The sequence below is a fragment of the Halioglobus sp. HI00S01 genome (assembly GCF_001635445.1).
Lineage (GTDB): Bacteria > Pseudomonadota > Gammaproteobacteria > Pseudomonadales > Halieaceae > Halioglobus > Halioglobus japonicus.
Genome location: NZ_LWEE01000025.1, coordinates 100,664 through 119,971 on the forward strand (window position 1 = coordinate 100,664; position 19,308 = coordinate 119,971).

A 19,308-nucleotide genomic window follows, 5' to 3' on the forward strand; every position below is an offset into this window, starting at 1 on the left:
CCATGAACTGGTACGAACAGCCCTGCCCGGCCCCTTCAGAAATTCACCGCATTGCGGCCCGGCAACGCCAGGCCACGCTGACCAAACCCGCGGGCTCGCTGGGACGACTGGAACAGGTGGCCGAGCAGTTCGCCGCTTGGCAGCACACCGACACCCCGGCGCTCGAACGAGTGAGCGCCCGCATCTTCGCCGCGGACCACGGCATTACGGCACAGGGCGTGTCTGCCTATCCGGCAGAGGTCACCGCGCAGATGATTACCAACTTTATTGACGGCGGTGCAGCGGCCAGCGTGCTGTGCAAACAACAAAATATTGATCTGGAAGTGATTAATCTCGGCACCTTCATACCCGTCCCTGACATGCCCGGCCTGCGCCAGCGTGTAGTCGCCGCCGGCACCGCCGATTTCAGCAGCGCGCCGGCGATGACAGCCGAGCAGGTCGACAAGGCCTTGGCGACGGGTGCCGAGGTAGTGGACGGCCTGGATTGCCAGCTAATGATTGCCGGCGATATGGGGATTGGCAATACCAGCGCTGCGTCGGCCCTGATGGCTGCCTTACTGGATCTGGGTGCTGCCGAAACCACCGGCCGTGGTACGGGTATTGACAGCGAGCGTCTCGCGGCAAAAGCAGCGACCATCCAGCGGGCCCTGAACCTGCATCAACAAAAACTCGACACGCCCCTGGCCGCGCTCCAGTGCCTGGGCGGCTTTGAGATTGCCGCCATGGCAGGCGCCTACATTCGCGCCGCGCAGCGCCAGCTACCGAGCCTCGTGGATGGTTTTATCAGCACAGCTGCCGCGCTGGTCGCCAGTCAGATGAATTCCGGCGTGCAGCCCTGGTTAATCGCCGGACACTGCTCTGCCGAGAACGCCCATCAGCTTCTGCTTGATGCCATGCAACTTTCCCCGCTGCTACAACTGGACATGCGCCTCGGCGAAGGCAGCGGCGCCCTTACCGCCGTACCGCTGATCAAAGCTGCATTGGCACTGAATAATGACATGGCGAGTTTCGCCGAAGCCGGTATCGCTGAGGAGTCCTGAATGATCCGCCTGATCGCACTGCTGGCCTGCCTGCAGATAGGTAACGCCGCAGCGGCAGTCACCGTCACCGACGCCCTGGGCCGTAAAGTCCAGCTGCCCGAGGCTGCGCAACGTATTGTCGCCCTCGCTCCGCACATTGTTGAAAACGTGCATAGCGCCGGCGCCGGCGGCAAGCTGGTCGGCGTGGTGGAATACTCCGACTATCCGGCCGCAGCAAAGGCGCTGCCACGCATCGGCAGCTATCACGCCTGGAGCCAGGAAAGCCTCACCGCCCTCGCCCCGGACCTGGTGCTCATGTGGGCGTCAGGTAACGGCATGGAGTCGCTGCGCAAACTGGAGGCGCTAGGTTTTACCGTCTATGTGAGTGCACCACGAGAGATCGAAGATATCGGCAATATGATTCGCGATATCGGGGTGCTGGCCGGGACATCTTCGATCGCAAACAGCACAGCCGACACGCTTGATGCGGGTTTTCATACACTCGCCCAAGCACACAGCCATCAGCGCCCGGTAAGCGCCTTCTACGAAGTGTGGAACAGCCCGCTGCAAACCATCAATGGCGAGCACATGATTAGCAAAGTGATTGCCTTGTGCGGCGGCAGCAATATTTTTGCCAATGCCTCGCAATTGGCACCGGTCGTCAGTCGCGAAGCCGTTCTGCAACTCAACCCGGAGGCTATTCTTGCCAGCGGCATGGATGCATCACGACCAGAATGGCTGGACGACTGGCGTCAGTACAGTTTCCTACAGGCAGTGCAGGAAGATGCGCTGTTTCATGTGCATCCCGACCTGGTGCAACGCCCCACGACCCGACTGCTTCAGGGCGCCGAAGTGATTTGCCGGCAATTGACGCAGGTGCGCTAGGACGCCTCGCCCAGTTGGTCGACCGCGTAGGTATAGACCACATCAGTACTGGAGTTAAGCGCCGTTTCCGCAGAGTCCTGGATCACGCTGATAATAAATCCCACCGCGACAACCTGCATGGACACATCCAGCGGAATACCGAACAACGAACACGCCAGCGGAATCAATAACAAACTGCCTGAAGGGACACCACTGGCGCCGCAGGCAGAGAGCGCAGAGATCACACACAGCAGCAACGCTGCCGGCATAGAGACCTCGATACCCAGAGTGTGAGTTGCGGCGAGCGTGAGGGTCGTGATGGTAATCGCAGCGCCCGTCATATTGACCGTAGCGCCAACCGGAATCGTCACCGAATAAAGCTCTTCGCTGATGCCCAGTTTCTTCGCCAGATTCAGGTTGACCGGAATATTGGCTGCCGAACTACGGGTAAAGAAAGCGGTAATGCCCGACTCTTCCAGACACCGGATGACGATGGGATACGGATTTTTGCGCGTAATCAGGAAGACAAACAGCGGATTGATGAGCAGTGCCATGATGAGCATCGCCGCTACAAGCACCGTCGCTAGGCTGGCGTATCCCGCCAGCGCCTCCATACCCACCGTGGCCACGGTAAAGCACACCAGACCAAAAATGCCGATGGGGGCCAGTTTGATCACGTAACCCACGATGGTGGCTACGCCGTCTGCTGCCACCTGCAGATGATCCCGAAAAGTATGTGGCGCCTTGCGGAAACTCATACCGAGCAAAATAGCCCAGGAAAGACATCCCAGGAAATTACCGGTTAGCAAGGCGTTGACCGGATTGTCGACCAGCTTGAGCAGCACATCGGTCAGTACTGCACTTACAGCGACGGGAGGCGCGCCTTCAGCGCTGGCAGCCAGGGCAATTGTCTGGGGAAAGATCTGGCTGAGGGTGAGCGCCACGACAGCCGCACTCACCATGCCGACGATATACAGCGCCACAACAATAAACGTTTTACGGCCATCACTGCCCGACTCGTGACGATTGGCAATCGCCGACATCACCAGCAACATAACCAGCAGCGGTGCAACGGCCTTGAGCATGGCGACAAACAGCTGACCGAGTAGCCCCAAAGATTCCGCCAACGAGGGCAGCAACATGCCAAGCACTGCGCCCAGCACCACGCCGATCACGATTTGTGGAATAAGCCCGAACTCTAATAAGCGCATTGGCGCCCCCTCTATTCTTTTGTTCTGGATCACTATAGCGCGAATCAACCCGCCCCGCCTGCCCGGATTGCTTGCGACTATGCCCGGCTTTGCTAGTCTCTAGTGTTCATCTAATAGCGAACAGAACCATTAGGAACCCTAGACAATGAAACCAGAGACTATCGCCCTGCATGCCGGTTACGACGGCGACCCCGCCACCAACGCTGCTACCACGCCCATTTACCAGACGACCTCCTTCACCTTCGACAATACGCAGCACGGCGCCGACCTTTTTAACCTGGCCGTGCCGGGTAACATCTACAGCAGAATCATGAATCCGACCAATGCAGTGCTGGAGCAGCGACTTGCGGAGCTGGAGGGTGGTGTTGGCGCACTGTGTGTGGGCTCGGGTATGGCGGCGATACGCTACGCCATTGAAGCCATTGCCGAGGTAGGCTCTAACATTGTCAGCACCTCACAGCTGTACGGCGGCACCTACAACCTGTTCGCACACACCTTTCCGCGCCAGGGAATCGAGGCCCGCTTTGCCGCTGCAGACGACTTCGACAAGGTCCGCGCACTCATCGATGACAACACCAAAGCGCTGTTTTGTGAATCCATTGGCAATCCCGCCGGCAATATCGTCGACATACAGCAATGGGCGGATATTGCCCACGATGCTGGTGTCCCCCTGATTGTCGACAATACGGTGGCGACGCCCCTGCTGTGCAAAGCCTTTGATCACGGCGCGGACATCGTCGTGCACTCACTGACAAAATATATCGGCGGCCACGGTACGACTATAGGCGGCGCCATCATCGACTCAGGAAAATTTGACTGGGCTGCCAGTGGCCGTTTTCCTGTCATGACCACGCCCGACCCTTCTTATCATGGTGTCGTCTATACCGAAGCCATGGCCGAAGCCGCATACATTGGTCGCTGCCGTGTGGTGCCACTGCGCAATACTGGCGCCAGCCTCTCGCCACACAATGCCTTCCTGATTATGCAGGGACTGGAAACACTGGCCCTGCGCATGAAGCAACACTGCAAGAACGCCAAGAAAGTGGCCAAGTACCTGTCTCTCCACCCTCAGGTGAAGTGGGTGAACTACGCCGGATTGAAGAACAGCCCCTTCCGCGACAACTGCAAGAAAATTTGCGGCGGCAAAGCCGCAGGCATTCTGAGCTTTGGCATTGAAGGTGGTACGGAAGCTGGCGGCAAGTTCATCGACGCACTGCAATTAATCCTGCGCTTGGTCAATATTGGCGACGCAAAGTCCCTCGCCTGTCACCCGGCCAGCACCACGCACCGCCAGCTCAACCCGGAAGAACTGGCGTCCGCAGGGGTCAGCGAGGAAATGGTGCGCTTATCGATTGGCATCGAACATATCGACGACATCATTGCCGATATCGAACAAGCCCTGGCTGCCGCTGCGGCCTGATCGCTACGCGCAAAAAAAAGCCCGGCGAGTGCCGGGCTTTTTCGCTATAGCGTACTTAAAAAGTCGCCGAAATCCGCGCGTACCAGAAGGCGCCATTAAAGCCATAGGGCGAGGTAATCGCATACTCTGTTCCGAGGAACTGCAGCACGTCATTGGCCTCACTGTCAGGGTACTCGTCGAAGATGTTCTCTCCGCCGATGGTTACCGTGTAGTGTTCTGCAAACGTGTAGCTGGCCTCAATATCCACCAGGAAGGTGTCGTCATAGGTGACCGCGTCAGACGCATCACCCGGGCCGAACAAACCGGCTGTGGTTGACCATTCGTCGTAGTAGTTCACCCGCACCAGGGTCTGGAAGGCATCCAGATCATAGTCAAAGCTGAGCACCGTGCTGTTCTCCGGCACCTGGTTCTCAAGGTCGAATACCCGGTCTGGACCAATCGCCGCAGACTGAACATCGCTGACTTCCATTTCGTTGTAGTTGTGGCGCAGGTCTGCGGTCAGTACGCCCGCACCCACGTCATACCAAGCCGTCAGGGACAAATCGATACCGCTAACCTGCGACTCGAAGCCGTTAACAAAGTAGTTGGCGTTACTGTCCAGCAGCAGTTCAGCATTCTCATAGCCAATGGCCTGCAGATCGTCGACGTTCTGCTGACTGATGGTATTAGACGACAGCGCTATGCGGTCTTCGATCGATATATCGTAGTAGTCCAGAGTAATGTTGTAGCGATCACCCGGTGTCCAGACGAGGCCGACGGTATAGCTAGTGGACTCCTCGGATTCCAGAGGCTGGGATCCCAACACTTGGGCCACTGGGGAATCGACAGGGTAGGTACCACTGGGAATCAGGTTACCGCTGCTATCGGAGGTGGTGGTCACGTTCAGGGTATTCACCTGACCCGGGCTGGGTGCGCGGAAGCCGGTGTTGGCGGTAGCGCGAACCGCAAAGCTGTCGGTGAAATCGTAGCGGGCAGACAGCTTCCAGTCAGTGGTGGAATCAAACTCTTCGTAGTCTTCGTAACGCACCGCTACCGCACCGGAAAGACGGTCGGTAATGTCGGTCTCGTAATCGATATAAGCGGCCCAGCTATCACTTTCAAACTCGCCAGCCGAATCCGGGGAAAAACCCTGGAAACCGTCGGAACCAACGCCAAACTGGGCGAAGGTGGGGCCAACGGCTATCGAGGCGGGGTCGCCCTGGTCAATAACGTATGTTTCATTGCGCCACTCGAGACCGAAACCGAGGTTGCCTGGCGAACTATCGAAGGTCTTAACGAAGTCGGCATTAATGCTGCTTTCTTCCTGGGTCAGTGTACCCGGGTTGAACTTCAGCGGTGACAGTGCGCCAAGGCTGGGGTTAATACTGCCTTCCAGCGTGTACTCAACCTCGTTCTCGCCGTAGCGTCCGCGCACATCCCAGCTCAAGCCCATGTTGTCCAGCTCACCACGACCGCCAAATACCAGTTCATAATCGGTGATATCAGCGCCAAACAGCGGGCTGTAACCGCCGGGGAATTCAGTGTAAATCGGGTTGCGCAGGACATAGCCGCTGGGGCTGGCAGGATCAGCCACCAGATAGTCAGAAGGATTCAGGCCCTGGGCGAGAATGGAATCGACCAGCGAAGTCTCGGCGAAATCGGGCTGCCCGTCGCCATCTGCATCGCTTTGCAGTGTTTCACGCGCGGGAATAGCGATATTGCCATCGCCCGGTAAAACCGGTGTGCGATAAAAGAAACCGCCCACGGTTTCGTTGTCCATGTAACTGACGTGGCCGACCAATTCAACGCTGTCACTGATGGCGTAGCCACCATTGGCGAACAGTTTGATTGCTTCAACTTCAGGGTCACCCCAGCGCTGCCCAAGGCCGTCATAGGGCACGTTACCCGATCCAACAATACCAGCTACATCTGCCGCATCAGGGCGCGCATTACCGCGACTGGTGGTATCGGTGTCCGAGTACTCAGCGGTCAGGTTCAAAAAACCATCGGCGCCCAGTGACAGGCCGCCATTGGCGCTCAACGACATGCGCTCGCCATCACCTTCCTGATATTCGCCGTGCTGGGCAGACACGTTAAAGCCCTCGGCGTCATCCTTGAGGATGACGTTGACGACGCCGGCAATAGCGTCGGAACCATATTGTGCTGAAGCGCCGTCTCGCAACACTTCAACACGCTTGATCGCAGCCGATGGGAACGCGGCAAAATCGACGCCCTGCGAGCCCTGATTAACTGTACCGAGTGGCGCCAGCTGCAGATTTACCAGCGCCGAGCGATGGCGACGTGTGCCGTTGACCAGCACCAGAGTGTGATCTGGCGATAAGTTACGCAGCGTCACAGGGCGAATAAAAGCGGTGCCGTCGGCGATCGGGAATCGCTGGGTATTCAGCGAGGGAGCTATCTTGGTGAGTGAATCCGTGAGGTCAAACGCGCCCTGCTCGGACAGTGCTTCACCGCCGATAAGATCAATGGGGGATAGCGTCTCTGTCGGCGACAGCCCTTCTTTGCGCGTACCGGTAACCACCACTTCTTCGAGTTGGTTGGCACCGCCCTGGGCAAGAACTGGCACAGAAAGCGAAGGTAGTACGGAGAAGACAGCCGTGGCCATCACTGTTTTTTGGAAAGTCTTCATTGCGGTGCGCTCCCTAAAGCGTGTGTTGATTGTTGTGTTTGTACTTGTAGATTTCAGGCGAATTCTAGACAGACGTCTGAAATTCGCCAGATTGAGAAAGGCACACTATTTCATAGAAAAAGTGTTCAAGTGAGCTTGTCTGAGACGAGTGGCGACTGCGCTGCGACGAATCGCAGCGTGGTCGTGGTGAAAGTGCTACATGGATTTGCGCAGCAGCGCGGGAATCTCTTCTACGGCATTAACCTGTTCGCCGAGTTCGTCGGCAATCACTTGCAGCGCTGGCCCTACACTGGGCATGACTTCTTCCGGACGCAAAGCTTCGCCACATTCGCTGCACGTCATCACAGCATGGGTTTGCCGACCACAGCGCTGGTGCACATACTCCATCGGCGCACCCTCGCCATTATCCATCCATTCGTCACCCCAGGCGGCGAGACTCATTAATACCGGGTAAAGCCCCAGGCCCTTGCGGGTCAGGCGATATTCATGGCGCAGGGGACGTTCACTGTAAGGCACCTTGACCAGCACGCCGGCTTCGACCAGTTTGCCCAGGCGCTCAGACAAGCGGTGTCGGGTGATGCCCAGGTTACTCTGGAACTGGTCGAACCGACGAGTGCCTAGAAACGCATCGCGGATTATCAGCATGGTCCACCGCTCACCGATTACTGACAGTGCACGTGCGACCGAGCAAACCTGTTTATCTATCTCATCCCAGCGCATGGACTATCCTCCCTATAGATACAGGAAATGTAGCACAGACATTCCGATTTGGAACGCAATATTGCCCATCAGGTGATTCTCGAAGCAGGCTGGCTATATACTGCAGGCACAAAAAAGGCGGCCAAAGCCGCCTTTTTCGCATTGCGTCGCACTTAGAAGTTGTACGATGCGCGCAGGTACCAGGAACCGCCTTCGTAGTTGGTGACAGTACGACGCGGATACGGCAGGCCGACACTTACGCGGTTTGCATAAGGGCCGTCATCACCAATTTCATCTGGGTACTCGTCGAATACATTGGAGCCGCCGAGGGTAACGTTCCAGTTTTCGGTGATGTCCCAACCGAGCTCGAGGTCAACATACCAGAGGTCGCCGATCTCCTTGGAGCGGCTGCCGGGCTCGCCATCGATGGTGCCACGCTCATCGTAGTGGCTACCCCACCAGTTGGCGCGGAACATAAACCACCAGTTATCCAGGAAGCGGGTATTGGCAGTGAACACCAGGCGATCTTCGGGGTAGTTGTTCTCGATATCTTCTACCAGCGAATCGCTGACAGGCTGAATACCATTCACCAGTGACTGATCAACCACTTCAATTTCGTTGTGGTTGTAAGCAAAGGTGAAGGTGGTAGAGGTGCTGTCATCCCAATACAGATCGTTGGTCAACACCAGGTCCAAACCGGTGTGTTCAACGTCGAGTGCATTGGTAAAGAACGAGATGCTCGTGCCGTCAGGCTGGGCAATATCACCGGTACGGTAGATGCGATCATCCACCTCGATGAAGTAGCCGTCCACTGTCAGGGTAGTGTTCTCACCAATATCCCAGGTGAAGCCCAGGGAGTAGTTGGTGGACTTTTCCTCGGTCAGCGGCGCACCGCCACTGGCAAGTGCCTGCGGCGATGTGGGCGGTACCAGACCTTCCTCTACCTGCAAACCGGTGGTGCCATCAAAGGTAGTAATGGTGCTGCGCACATTAGCCTGAGCGGGCGTCGGTGCGTGGAAGCCGGTTGAAACGGCACCGCGGATGGTGAAGTCATTGGCAAAACGATAACGGGTGGCGATCTTACCGTTGGTAGTATCACCGAAGTCTGAGAAGTCTTCGTAGCGCAACGCATACTGCATCAGCCAGTTGTCAGTAATATCGTGCTCGATATCACCGTAAATGGCCCAGTTGTCGCGATCGAATTCACCGGCATCCTGCGGCGCAGTACCGCGCATACCACTCACGCCCTGTCCAAAGTAGGAGTTGGGCTCACCCGCGATAATGGTGTAGGTCTCTTCGCGCCATTCCGCACCAAAACCCAGGAACAGGCTGTCTGTGAGAGCTTTACCGAAATCGGCGTTAAAGTTGAGTTCTTCCTGTTCCAGGTCACCGGTATCAAAGCCGCGCTGAATGGGCTCGCCATCAGAACCGAGTCCAAGGTCGGGGTTGGTAGAGTTGTTCAGGAAGTAGTCCAGTTCGTTCTTGCCATAGCCTACGCTGAAATCGTAAGTCATGTCGTTGGCGAAATTACCGCGCCAACCACCGACCAGGCTGTAGTCAGTCTGGTCGCCATCGAGGTACGGCGTGTAACCGGTTTGGTTCAGCGGACCATCGTAGCCGAATTCATCCCGGAACTGCTCCATGGTGCCGTGGGTCGGGCTGCGGTAGAAGAAACGGTAGCGGCCTTCTGTCTCGGCGTAGTTACCAAAGGCGTAGATTTCACCCTCGTCGCCCACTCCAAAACCGGAGTTAAAGAACAAACGGTAGCCGTCGCTTTCCGGGCGGCCCCATGACTGCGTGAACGGCGCATCACCGAACACTGCATCGGAACCCACGCCCTGTGCGCCAGCATCAATCAGCGCCTGTGCATCCGGGCGCTGGTCACCGCGGGACAGACCGTCGTTCTCGTAGAATTCACCGGTCAGGTTAACGAAACCGCGATCGCCAACGGCGAAACCGAAGTTGGCGCCTACCTTGGTGCTCTGCTCGCCCTCGAAGAACTCGCCGTACTGAACCATGACAGTACCGCCTTCGCTGGCATCTTTCATGCGGAAGTTCATCACACCGGCAATCGCGTCTGAACCGTACTGGGCCGCAGCACCATCGCGCAGAACTTCAACGCTCTTCAGGCCAATGCTGGGAATCATGCCGATGTCGACACCGTGTGCACCGTTACCGGCGGCGGGGGCGAAGAACTGCAGCAGTGAGGCGCGGTGACGACGCTTGCCATTAACCAGCACCAGAGTCTGGTCCGGAGCCATGCCACGCAGCGAGGTTGGACGGATGAACGCGCTGCCGTCACCGGTTGCGGGTGTCGCGGTGTACGACGGCACGAGTGCCTTCAGGTTATCAGTGATATCAGCGGTGTTCCCGAGGCTGTTGAATTCCTCGCTATTGAGCACATCCACCGGCACTGGGGAATCGGAGACAGTCCGCGGTTTGAGGTTACGAGAACCTGTAACAACGACCTCTTCCAGTTCCATCTGTGAATTGTCCTGGGAAAGAGCCAGGTTTGATTGTGTCATCGTGACAACCGCTGCAGCGACAGCGGCGTACAAAGGCGCATTCTTGAAATGCATGGTGAAGTCTCCCTAACGTTTCGTTCTTGTACTTTCTTGTAGCTTTTTTTGGGCGATACCCGGCATGAAACGAACCGTAGAGCCGGTTACTGCGCAGTAACACCATAACATGCGGCCATGGTCAGAGCGGACAGCACCAGTGTGAATATTTAACAACACAGACGGCCAAAAATGCGCAGCCACACGAGCATTGTACGACCCCGGGAAACGATGTTTGGGATCAGCCCCGCACTGGGACATGCGCGGGGAAACGCCCGCTGAGCCGCGGGCGCCAGCGTTACTGATCGATGGCGATCGAAAGTTGCACAGTGACCTGGTAGCTGTTTTCGCCGGCCGCCATGGGTACGGAATCCGCTTCCGCGGCAGCCATTCTCGCCATGGGTATCGGGCGTGGATGAGACATACCGGATTGCTCACTCAGGGAGAGAATATCGCCCAGCTTCACCCCTGCCGCTTCAGCCATAGTGCTTGCTATTCGCAATGCGTCTTTAACCGCAGCAGCCCGGACCTTGTCGATGGCCGCAGAAGGATCCGTGTTGCCAAAGCTGACATTGCCGCCCTCATTCACACCAAGGCTGACCGACTTATCCAGCAGTGCGCCCAGCTGGTCCAGATCGCGCACAACCACGGTCAGCGAATTCCGCACTCGGTAGCCGACCAACTGGGGCGGCTTTTCACTGCGATTGCTCGGGTATACATAGCGGGGTTGAATACTGAAGTTACTGGTTTGCAAATCACCGTCGACCACACCCTGGTCGCGCATGGCAGCAATCACCCGCCCCATTGCCGCTGAGTTGGCATCCAGTGCCTCGCGCGCTGTTTTTGCCTCGCGAGCGACACTAAGCTCCAGTGTAGCCATATCGGGCGCGAGCCTAGCTTCGGCCTGGCCTGTGGCGTGAATAGCAGCGGTGTCCTCGGCCTTCACCTGGGAGGCGATAAAAAGCATCACAAGGCCGCAGACAGCGAGGATTTGTAACAGTCGTGACATAAAGACTACCTGAGTGTGTTGGGCGTTTCTGCCAGCGCCTGCACCAGATCCGGCGACAATGCTTCACCGTCGGACGTGGCGTATGCTGACAATTGTTCACGCATGGCCGGTGTCCAGAATTTCTCCAGATGTTGCACCGTGCGTTGCGCTGCGAGCTTGGAGTCCCTGCGCTCGCCAAAGTTCAGTGCAATCTGATTGGCCATTTTCACCAGATGCGCGGTTTGTCCCGCCGTGGTCATTTTTTGTCCTCCACTCGATGGTCCCCGGTATAAACCGCGTGCCTGCCCTGCTGCAAATAGCCCACCAGACTCATGCCGGCAGCCCGGGCTTGCTCCACGGCCAGTGCGGTGGGCGCGGAAACCGCCGCTAACAGCTCGACGCCACAGGCCGCTGCCTTGATGACCATTTCGTAGCTTGCGCGGCTGGTTACAACCACAAAGCCCTGCCCGCGATCGGATCGGCATAAAGCGCCGAGGAGTTTGTCCAATGCGTTGTGACGTCCAACATCCTCGCGTACCAGGACGATACTGCCGTCGGGATCACACCACGCCGCGCCATGCACACCGCCGGTGACCGCTTTCAGGGGTTGTTCGCGCTGCAGCGTCTGCTGTGCTAATTGCAAGGCCTGGTGCGCTATCGTCAGCGTGGAAGGTAGAGGCGCCGGTGTAAAACTCAGGGCCTCCAGTGACTCCTTTCCGCACAGACCACAACCGCTGCGACCCGCCAGTGTTCGGCGTTTATCCTTGAGACCTGCAAACGCACCTGCAGTAATCTCCATGGCTATTTCCAACCCCTGCTCGCGCTCGACAATATCCAGCCCCAATAATTGCTGCGGGCCCGACAAAATACCCTCGGACACACTGAACCCTAGAGCGAAGTCTGCGAGGTCCGTCGGCGTCGTCATCATGACCGCATGGGAAATACCGTTGTAGCTTAACGCCACAGGCAGCTCTACTACGACTTCATCGGTGTCATACTCGCCGCTGCCATCGCGCCACTGATAGCGACCGACTTTCTCGATGCGCTCAGGCATCGACCCGCGCTTTTGCGAGTAAGGCCTGCTGGCGCTCGCCAAAAGCGCGCTGCCGTGCCTGCCAGGCTGAGGGCGCTGTCACCTTGGTAACCTGTACAGCTGTCACCTTGTACTCGGGGCAATTGGTCGCCCAGTCGGAATTGTCGGTGGTCACCACATTGGCACCAGAGAACGGATGGTGAAACGTCGTATACACGACGCCAGGCTTCACACTCTCTGACAGTCGCGCACGCAGCACTGTGTCGCCGGCCCGGCTTTGGATGCCCAGCCAGTCGCCGTCGCAAATCCCCCGCTCCTGTGCATCGTGGGGATGAATCTCCAGGATATCCTCATCGTGCCAAACGGTATTGGCCGTACGGCGCGTCTGCGCACCCACGTTGTACTGGCTGAGAATGCGCCCCGTGGTAAGCAGCAACGGAAAGCGACGATTGGCGCGCTCATCGGTTGGGACAAATTCAGTGATAGCAAAGTAACCCTCGCCGCGGACAAAGCTGTCGACATGCATCGTAGGCGTGCCCTCAGGTGCTTCCTCGTTGCAGGGCCACTGAATACTGCCAAGTTGGTCGAGCTTGGCATAACTCACGCCGTTGAAGGTCGGGGTGAGCGCGGCGATCTCATCCATTATCTCCGAGGGGTGTGCATAGTCCATGGGGTAACCCAGTGCATTGGCGAACGCCATGGTGGCCTCCCAGTCTGCTTTGCCTGACAGCGGCGGCATGACTTTGCGTACCGGTGAGATACGCCGCTCGGCATTAATGAACGTACCGTCTTTTTCCAGGAAGGAGGCACCGGGCAAGAACACATGGGCATACTTGGCGGTTTCGTTGAGAAAAATGTCCTGCACCACCAGGCACTCCAGGCCGCGCAAGGCCGCCTCGATATGATGTGTATTGGGATCAGACTGCGCGACATCCTCGCCCTGGCAATAGAGGCCGCGAAACTCGCCATCGACCGCTGCGTCAAACATATTGGGTATGCGCATACCCGGGTTGGGGTCCAGTTCAACCTGCCAGGCCTCCTCGAACAGGCTACGGGTTACAGCATCTGAGAGGTGCCGATATCCGGGCAATTCGTGCGGAAACGAGCCCATATCGCAGGAGCCTTGCACGTTGTTCTGACCACGCATGGGATTGACGCCCACGCCCTCGCGACCGAGATTGCCAGTGAGCATCGCAAGATTGGCAATCCCCATCACGGCCGTCGATCCCTGGCTATGTTCGGTCACGCCGAGCCCGTAGTAAATCGCACCATTGCCAGCATTGGCATACAGACGGGCCGCAGCCCGCAATGTTTGCGCTTCCACGCCCGTGGTCTCGGCGAGCGCTTCAGGAGAATGTTCATCGCTGCAGATAAACTCGAACCACTGCGCAAAGGCAGCACTGTCACAGCGTGCCGCTACATAGTCAGCATCGTAGAGCGCCTCGGTGGCGATGACATGCGCCATGGCGTTGAGCACCGCAACATTGCAACCGGGATTCACCGGCAAATGATAATCGGCACGAATATGTGGCGTAGCCACCAACTCAATACTGCGTGGATCAATAACAATGAGTTTAGCGCCATCGCGCAGGCGTTTCTTCAAGCGAGAACCGAACACCGGATGAGCCTCGGTGGGATTGGAGCCCATGACCATAATCACATCGGCCTTGGCCACGGAGGCAAAAGTCTGGGTGCCAGCTGATTCACCCAGCGTAGTTTTCAGTCCATAGCCGGTGGGCGAGTGGCAGACCCTGGCGCAGGTATCGACATTGTTGTTGCCGAAGCCCGCTCGCACCAGCTTCTGTACCAGATACACTTCTTCGTTGGTGCAGCGGCTGGAGGTAATGGCGCCAATCGCATTGCGCCCGTGGCGTTGTTGGATGTCGCGGAAACGACTGGCCGCAAAATTGACCGCCTCATCCCAGGACACTTCGCGCCAGGCATCGTCAATGCTGTCGCGTATCATCGGCGAGGTAATACGATCACCATGGGTGGCATAGCCCCAGGCAAAGCGACCCTTTACACAGGCGTGGCCCTCGTTGGCGGCCCCGTCTTTCCAGGGTGTCATGCGCACCACCGTATTGCCTTTAACCTCTGCGCGCAGTGAACAACCCACACCGCAATAGGCGCAGGTCGTCACCACGCTGTGCTCAGGTATGCCCTGTTCGATAATACTGTTCTCAGTCAGCGTCGCGGTGGGACAGGCGTCTACACAGGCGCCGCAGGAGACGCAGTCAGACGCGATAAAATCGGCCCCGCCGGCACTGACTTTGGAATCAAATCCGCGCCCTTCGATCGTCAGTGCGAACGTGCCCTGAACTTCCTCACAGGCGCGCACACAGCGCGAACACACAATGCATTTGCTGGGGTCGAAGGTGAAGTAGGGGTTGCTCTGGTCCTTTTCGGCGGACAGGTGATTTTCACCCTCGAAGCCGTAGCGCACTTCACGCAGGCCAAGCTCACCGGCGGTGTCCTGCAGTTCGCAGTCGCCATTAGCAGGGCAGGTCAGACAATCCAGTGGGTGATCGGAGATATACAGCTCCATGACATTTCGCCGCAGATTTGCCAGCTTAGGCGTCTGGGTGCTGACCGACATGCCCTCCTCCGCCGGCGTTGTGCAAGAAGCCGGGTAGCCGCGCCGCCCATCGATTTCAACCATGCACACGCGACAGGATCCGAATGCATCGACGCTGTCTGTGGCACACAGTTTCGGCACCTTGATACCGGCCAGCGCGGCGGCGCGCATCACAGAGGTACCTTCTGGCACCTTGATGGCAACACCGTCGATAGTGAGCGACACCTGTGCATCGCTACTGGCTGGCGGTGTACCAAAATCTTTCTGGGGTTCGTAATATTTCAGCATGTCACACCTCGCCGACATCCTTACAGAAATCCTCGGGGAAATACGTCATGGCACTGCGCACCGGGTGCGGTGTAAGCCCGCCCATGGCGCACAGTGAGGCATGTTCCATGGTATCGCAGAGATCCTCCAACAACGTCATGTTGGCCGTCGGATTTTCGCGCGCAATGATTTTGTCGATCACCTCAACCCCACGGGTTGAGCCAACCCGACAAGGCGTGCACTTGCCACAGCTTTCCTCAGCGCAGAATGCCATCGCAAATCGCGCCTGTGCAGCCATGTCCGCGGTATCGTCAAACACCACCAGACCGCCGTGACCCAGCATGCCGCCTATTCCTGCAAACGCCTCGTAGTCCAGAGGAGTATCCCAGGCTGACTCCGGCAGGTACGCGCCGAGGGGCCCACCCGCCTGAATCGCTTTAATGGGCCGTCCGCTGCGGGTTCCCCCGCCCAGTTGCTCCACCACTTCGCGCACACTCATTCCGAAGGGGACCTCGAGCAAACCACCGCGCTTGGTATTCCCCGCCAGTTGCAAACACAGGGTACCCTTGGAGCGTTCTATGCCAAGCGCAGCATAAGCTTCGGCGCCGTCTGCGAGCACCGTCGATACGGCCGCCAGCGTCAGTACATTGTTCACCACGGTGGGCTGGCCAAACAGTCCCTCCAGTGCCGGCAGCGGTGGTTTCGCTCTGACCATGCCTCGCTTGCCTTCAAGGCTTTCAAGCATGGCCGTCTCTTCGCCACAGATGTAGGCGCCCGCCCCAATGCGCAGCTCAAGATGAAACGCACGATTGCTATTGCTTATATTATCCCCGAGGTAGCCGGCAGCCTCCGCCTTGGCAATCGCTCTGTGCAGGACTTCCCAGGTCCGCGGGTACTCAGACCGCAGGTAGATGTAGCCGCGCGTGGCGCCCACCGCCAGCCCTGCTATCGCCATTCCTTCGATCAACTGATACGGGTCGGCTTCCATGAGTAGACGGTCCGCAAAGGTACCGGAGTCACCTTCATCGGCATTGCACACGATGTACTTCTGCTCTGCACTGGCCTCGGCAACGGTGCGCCACTTAATACCGGCTGGAAAGGCGGCTCCGCCGCGACCGCGCAGACCGGAGCGCAGAACTTCTTCAACAATGTCTTCAGGCGCCAGATGCAGGGCGTGCTCCAGCCCTTCAAAGCCCTGCTGCGCAAGGTAGCCATCCAGGCACAACGGGTCGTCAATACCAGCACGCTTAAAGGTGAGTCGCGTTTGGGCCTTGAACCAGGGTAATTGCGCCACTGGCCCCAAACAGCTTTCGTGCTCGCGCCACTGGGTATAGTCAGTCGCCAGTAACTCTCCGAGTTGCCGCCCGTCCAGCGGACCAAACGCAATGCGTTCGCCGCCCTCCTCTACTTCGAGCAGTGGCTCCAACCAGAACGCGCCTCGGGAGCCATTGCGAACGACCGTCTCGCCCTCGTGCAATGCACCTTGTAACTGCTCTGCAAGCGCGTCCGCGCCGAGAGCACCAGCGGTGGTATCGGCCGGTAGGAAATATCGTCGCGTCACGTGTCGCTCTCCTGCGCCCACTGTGTCGTCAGAGCGTCGAAGCGCGCCTTGTCGACGAGCGCATGGCTTTGCTGATCGATGGCAATCGCCGGTGAGCAGGCACAATTACCCAGACAATACACGGGCTCCAGCGTGACAGCACCGTCAGCGCGCGTCTCGCCCAGGGCGACACCCAGACGCTGTTCCGCATGCGCGGTCAGCTCTCGAGAGCCGCAGGCCTGGCAGGACTCTGCCTGACAGACCTGGATGACACACGCCCCCGCAGGCTCAGTGCGGAAGTCATGGTAGAAACTCACCACACCGTGGACTTCCGCAACGGATATATTGAGCGCCTCGGCAATCGCCAGATAACTTTCCTCGGGAACAAAGCCCAATCCGTCTTGCAGATCACGCAGCACAGGAAGCAAACCGCCAGGCTCGTTGCGATGGCACGTCAAAATCTGGTCCAGCAGGGCTTGGTCTTGCAAATGCTCTCCTCCCGACATGATGTTAGCGACGCGCTACTCAGAGGTTTGCCGCGTGAAAGGCCAGGTGTTCGCCGATAAAACTGGCGATAAAATAGTAACTGTGGTCATAGCCGGGCTGCGTGCGAATCGTGATCGGGTAGCCCGCCGCTTCGCTCGCGGTGACCAGCAGCTCCGGTTTCAGTTGCTCTACCAGGAAATCATCCGCCTCACCCTGGTCGACCAGCACCGGTAATTGCTCCTGAGCTCTACCAACCAGATCAGTCGCGTCGTAATCGCGCCAGGTAGTGCGATCATCGCCGAGATATCCCGACAGCGCTTTCTCACCCCAGGGGCAATTGAGCGGCGAGCAAATGGGTGAGAACGCAGACACCGACTGATAGCGCCCAGGGTTTTTAAGGGCAATAGTCAGCGCGCCGTGACCGCCCATGGAATGCCCGGATATCGCCCTTCGCGCGGAATCCAGAGGCAGCTCGGCTTCCACCAGCGCCGGCAACTCGTCGACCACGTAGTCGTACATACGGTAGTGAGCTGCGTAGGGTGCCTGGGTTGCATTGACATAGAAGCCGGCACCTAACCCGAAGTCATAAGCACCGTCGGGATCATCCGCAACGCCGTCACCACGAGGGCTGGTATCGGGCGCCACGATGGCAATGCCGTGCTCCGCGGCGTAACGCTGTGCCCCCGCCTTGGTCACGAAATTCTCGTCGGTACAGGTCAGACCGGAAAGCCAGTACAACACCGGCACAGGCCCAGCCTCTGCCTGCGGCGGCAGATAGACGGCGAACACCATCTCACAGCCAAGCGTTACCGAAGGGTGTCGGTAGCGCAGCTGACGCCCGCCAAAACAGCGGTTCTCTGCAATCTGCTCCATCAGTACTCCACCACCGAGCGGATGCTTTCACCGGAGTGCATCAGGTCAAAGGCTTTGTTGATATCGTCCAATGGCATGGTGTGGGTAATCAGATCATCAATATTGATTCTGCCCTCCATATACCAGTCGACAATTCTTGGCACGTCGGTGCGCCCACGGGCACCGCCAAACGCAGTGCCTTTCCAGGAACGCCCTGTCACCAGCTGGAACGGACGCGTGGAGATTTCCTTGCCCGCGCCGGCAACCCCGACAATGCAGCTTTCGCCCCAGCCCTTGTGGCAGCACTCCAGCGCCTGACGCATGACCTCAACATTGCCAATACACTCAAAGCTGTAATCCACACCGCCACCGGTAATCTCCACGATGTGGCCCACCACATCATCCACCTCACTGGGGTTGATGAAGTCTGTCATACCAAACTTGGTCGCCAATTCCACCTTGGAAGGATTGAGATCGATGCCGATGATACGCGTGGCGCCGACCATCTTTGCACCCTGGATAACGTTAAGGCCAATCCCCCCGAGGCCAAATACCGCCACAGTCGAACCCGGTTCCACTTTCATCGTAAAGGCAACTGCGCCGATACCCGTGGTCACACCACAGCCGATATAACAGATCTTGTCGAAGGGAGCGTCTTCGCGGACCTTGGCCACCGCTATTTCGGGCAGCACGGTGTAGTTGGAAAAAGTCGAGCAACCCATGTAGTGCAGAATCGGTTTACCATCCAGGGAGAAACGGCTTGAGCCGTCCGGCATAACACCCTGGCCCTGTGTTTCACGAATGGACTGGCACAGATTGGTTTTGGGGTGCAGACAAAAATCACACGTGCGGCATTCCGGCGTGTACAGAGGAATGACGTGATCTCCCGGCTTTACCGACGTAACACCTGGGCCGACGTCAACCACGACACCGGCGCCTTCGTGGCCGAGAATAGCGGGGAATGCGCCCTCCGGATCATCACCCGACAGGGTGAACGCATCCGTGTGACAGACGCCGGTGGCCTTGATCTCCACTAGCACCTCGCCCGCCCGGGGCCCCTCCAGGTCTACCTCACAGATTTCCAGCGGTTGGCCTGCACCAAAAGCGACTGCAGCACGTGTTTTCATCTTATCGACCCTCGATTGCTTGATTGGATGCCCTTATTAA

15 protein-coding genes are annotated in these 19,308 nt (G+C 58.0%); 3 read left to right on the forward strand and 12 right to left on the reverse strand.

What is annotated here, in order from left to right:
* Window positions 1-2: 2 nt before the first annotated feature.
* Both cobT and A3709_RS05420 read left to right on the forward strand, forming a co-directional pair.
* Window positions 3-1,040 (forward strand): nicotinate-nucleotide--dimethylbenzimidazole phosphoribosyltransferase, encoded by a 1,038-nt coding sequence (cobT, locus tag A3709_RS05415; RefSeq protein WP_066051225.1) that lies wholly within the window; start codon window positions 3-5, stop codon window positions 1,038-1,040.
* Entirely contained in the window at window positions 1,041-1,904 is an 864-nt protein-coding gene (locus A3709_RS05420; protein WP_066051227.1) for a cobalamin-binding protein, read from the forward strand.
* Here the strand turns inward: A3709_RS05420 and sstT are convergent.
* Window positions 1,901-3,094 (reverse strand): serine/threonine transporter SstT, encoded by a 1,194-nt coding sequence (gene sstT, locus A3709_RS05425; protein ID WP_066051230.1) that lies wholly within the window; start codon window positions 3,092-3,094, stop codon window positions 1,901-1,903. The two genes, A3709_RS05420 and sstT, sit on opposite strands and share 4 nt — an antisense overlap.
* 145 nt (window positions 3,095-3,239) lie before the next feature.
* Here sstT and A3709_RS05430 point away from each other — a divergent pair, with 145 nt between their 5' ends.
* Complete coding sequence (locus tag A3709_RS05430) at window positions 3,240-4,514, forward strand: O-acetylhomoserine aminocarboxypropyltransferase/cysteine synthase family protein (RefSeq protein WP_066051233.1); 1,275 nt, start codon at window positions 3,240-3,242, stop codon at window positions 4,512-4,514.
* A gap of 55 nt (window positions 4,515-4,569) precedes the next feature.
* On the opposite strand, the gene A3709_RS05435 is transcribed toward A3709_RS05430, so the two are convergent.
* From A3709_RS05435 to A3709_RS05485, 11 genes are all read right to left on the reverse strand, one after another.
* Entirely contained in the window at window positions 4,570-7,143 is a 2,574-nt protein-coding gene (locus A3709_RS05435) for a TonB-dependent siderophore receptor (protein WP_066051235.1), read from the reverse strand.
* Between the two features lie 195 nt (window positions 7,144-7,338).
* Window positions 7,339-7,863 (reverse strand): helix-turn-helix domain-containing protein, encoded by a 525-nt coding sequence (locus tag A3709_RS05440; protein ID WP_066051239.1) that lies wholly within the window; start codon window positions 7,861-7,863, stop codon window positions 7,339-7,341.
* Window positions 7,864-8,015: 152 nt separating this feature from the next.
* Complete coding sequence (locus tag A3709_RS05445; RefSeq protein WP_066051242.1) at window positions 8,016-10,421, reverse strand: TonB-dependent siderophore receptor; 2,406 nt, start codon at window positions 10,419-10,421, stop codon at window positions 8,016-8,018.
* A gap of 277 nt (window positions 10,422-10,698) precedes the next feature.
* Window positions 10,699-11,409, reverse strand: a complete 711-nt coding sequence (locus tag A3709_RS05450) for an SIMPL domain-containing protein (protein WP_066051244.1) — start codon at window positions 11,407-11,409, stop codon at window positions 10,699-10,701.
* A gap of 5 nt (window positions 11,410-11,414) precedes the next feature.
* On the reverse strand, window positions 11,415-11,648 hold the full coding sequence (locus A3709_RS05455; RefSeq protein ID WP_066051247.1) for a formate dehydrogenase subunit delta: 234 nt from the start codon (window positions 11,646-11,648) through the stop codon (window positions 11,415-11,417).
* Window positions 11,645-12,442 (reverse strand): formate dehydrogenase accessory sulfurtransferase FdhD, encoded by a 798-nt coding sequence (gene fdhD / locus A3709_RS05460; RefSeq protein ID WP_066051250.1) that lies wholly within the window; start codon window positions 12,440-12,442, stop codon window positions 11,645-11,647. The genes A3709_RS05455 and fdhD overlap by 4 nt, the downstream gene beginning before the upstream one ends.
* The gene (gene fdhF / locus A3709_RS05465; protein WP_066051252.1) at window positions 12,435-15,284 is read right to left on the reverse strand and encodes a formate dehydrogenase subunit alpha; all 2,850 of its coding nucleotides are present in this window, start codon (window positions 15,282-15,284) and stop codon (window positions 12,435-12,437) included. Before fdhF ends, fdhD begins: the two co-directional genes overlap by 8 nt.
* Before the next feature lies 1 nt (window position 15,285).
* Window positions 15,286-16,824, reverse strand: coding sequence for an NADH-ubiquinone oxidoreductase-F iron-sulfur binding region domain-containing protein (locus A3709_RS05470; RefSeq protein ID WP_066051255.1), 1,539 nt, complete (start codon window positions 16,822-16,824; stop codon window positions 15,286-15,288).
* Complete coding sequence (locus A3709_RS05475; RefSeq protein ID WP_231871110.1) at window positions 16,821-17,291, reverse strand: formate dehydrogenase subunit gamma; 471 nt, start codon at window positions 17,289-17,291, stop codon at window positions 16,821-16,823. Before A3709_RS05475 ends, A3709_RS05470 begins: the two co-directional genes overlap by 4 nt.
* A 37-nt stretch (window positions 17,292-17,328) precedes the next feature.
* Complete coding sequence (gene fghA / locus A3709_RS05480; protein ID WP_066051260.1) at window positions 17,329-18,162, reverse strand: S-formylglutathione hydrolase; 834 nt, start codon at window positions 18,160-18,162, stop codon at window positions 17,329-17,331.
* Window positions 18,162-19,268 carry an S-(hydroxymethyl)glutathione dehydrogenase/class III alcohol dehydrogenase gene (locus A3709_RS05485; protein WP_066051263.1) on the reverse strand — a complete coding sequence of 369 codons (1,107 nt, stop codon included), beginning with the start codon at window positions 19,266-19,268 and terminating at the stop codon, window positions 18,162-18,164. The genes fghA and A3709_RS05485 overlap by 1 nt, the downstream gene beginning before the upstream one ends.
* Between the last annotated feature and the right edge of the window lie 40 nt (window positions 19,269-19,308).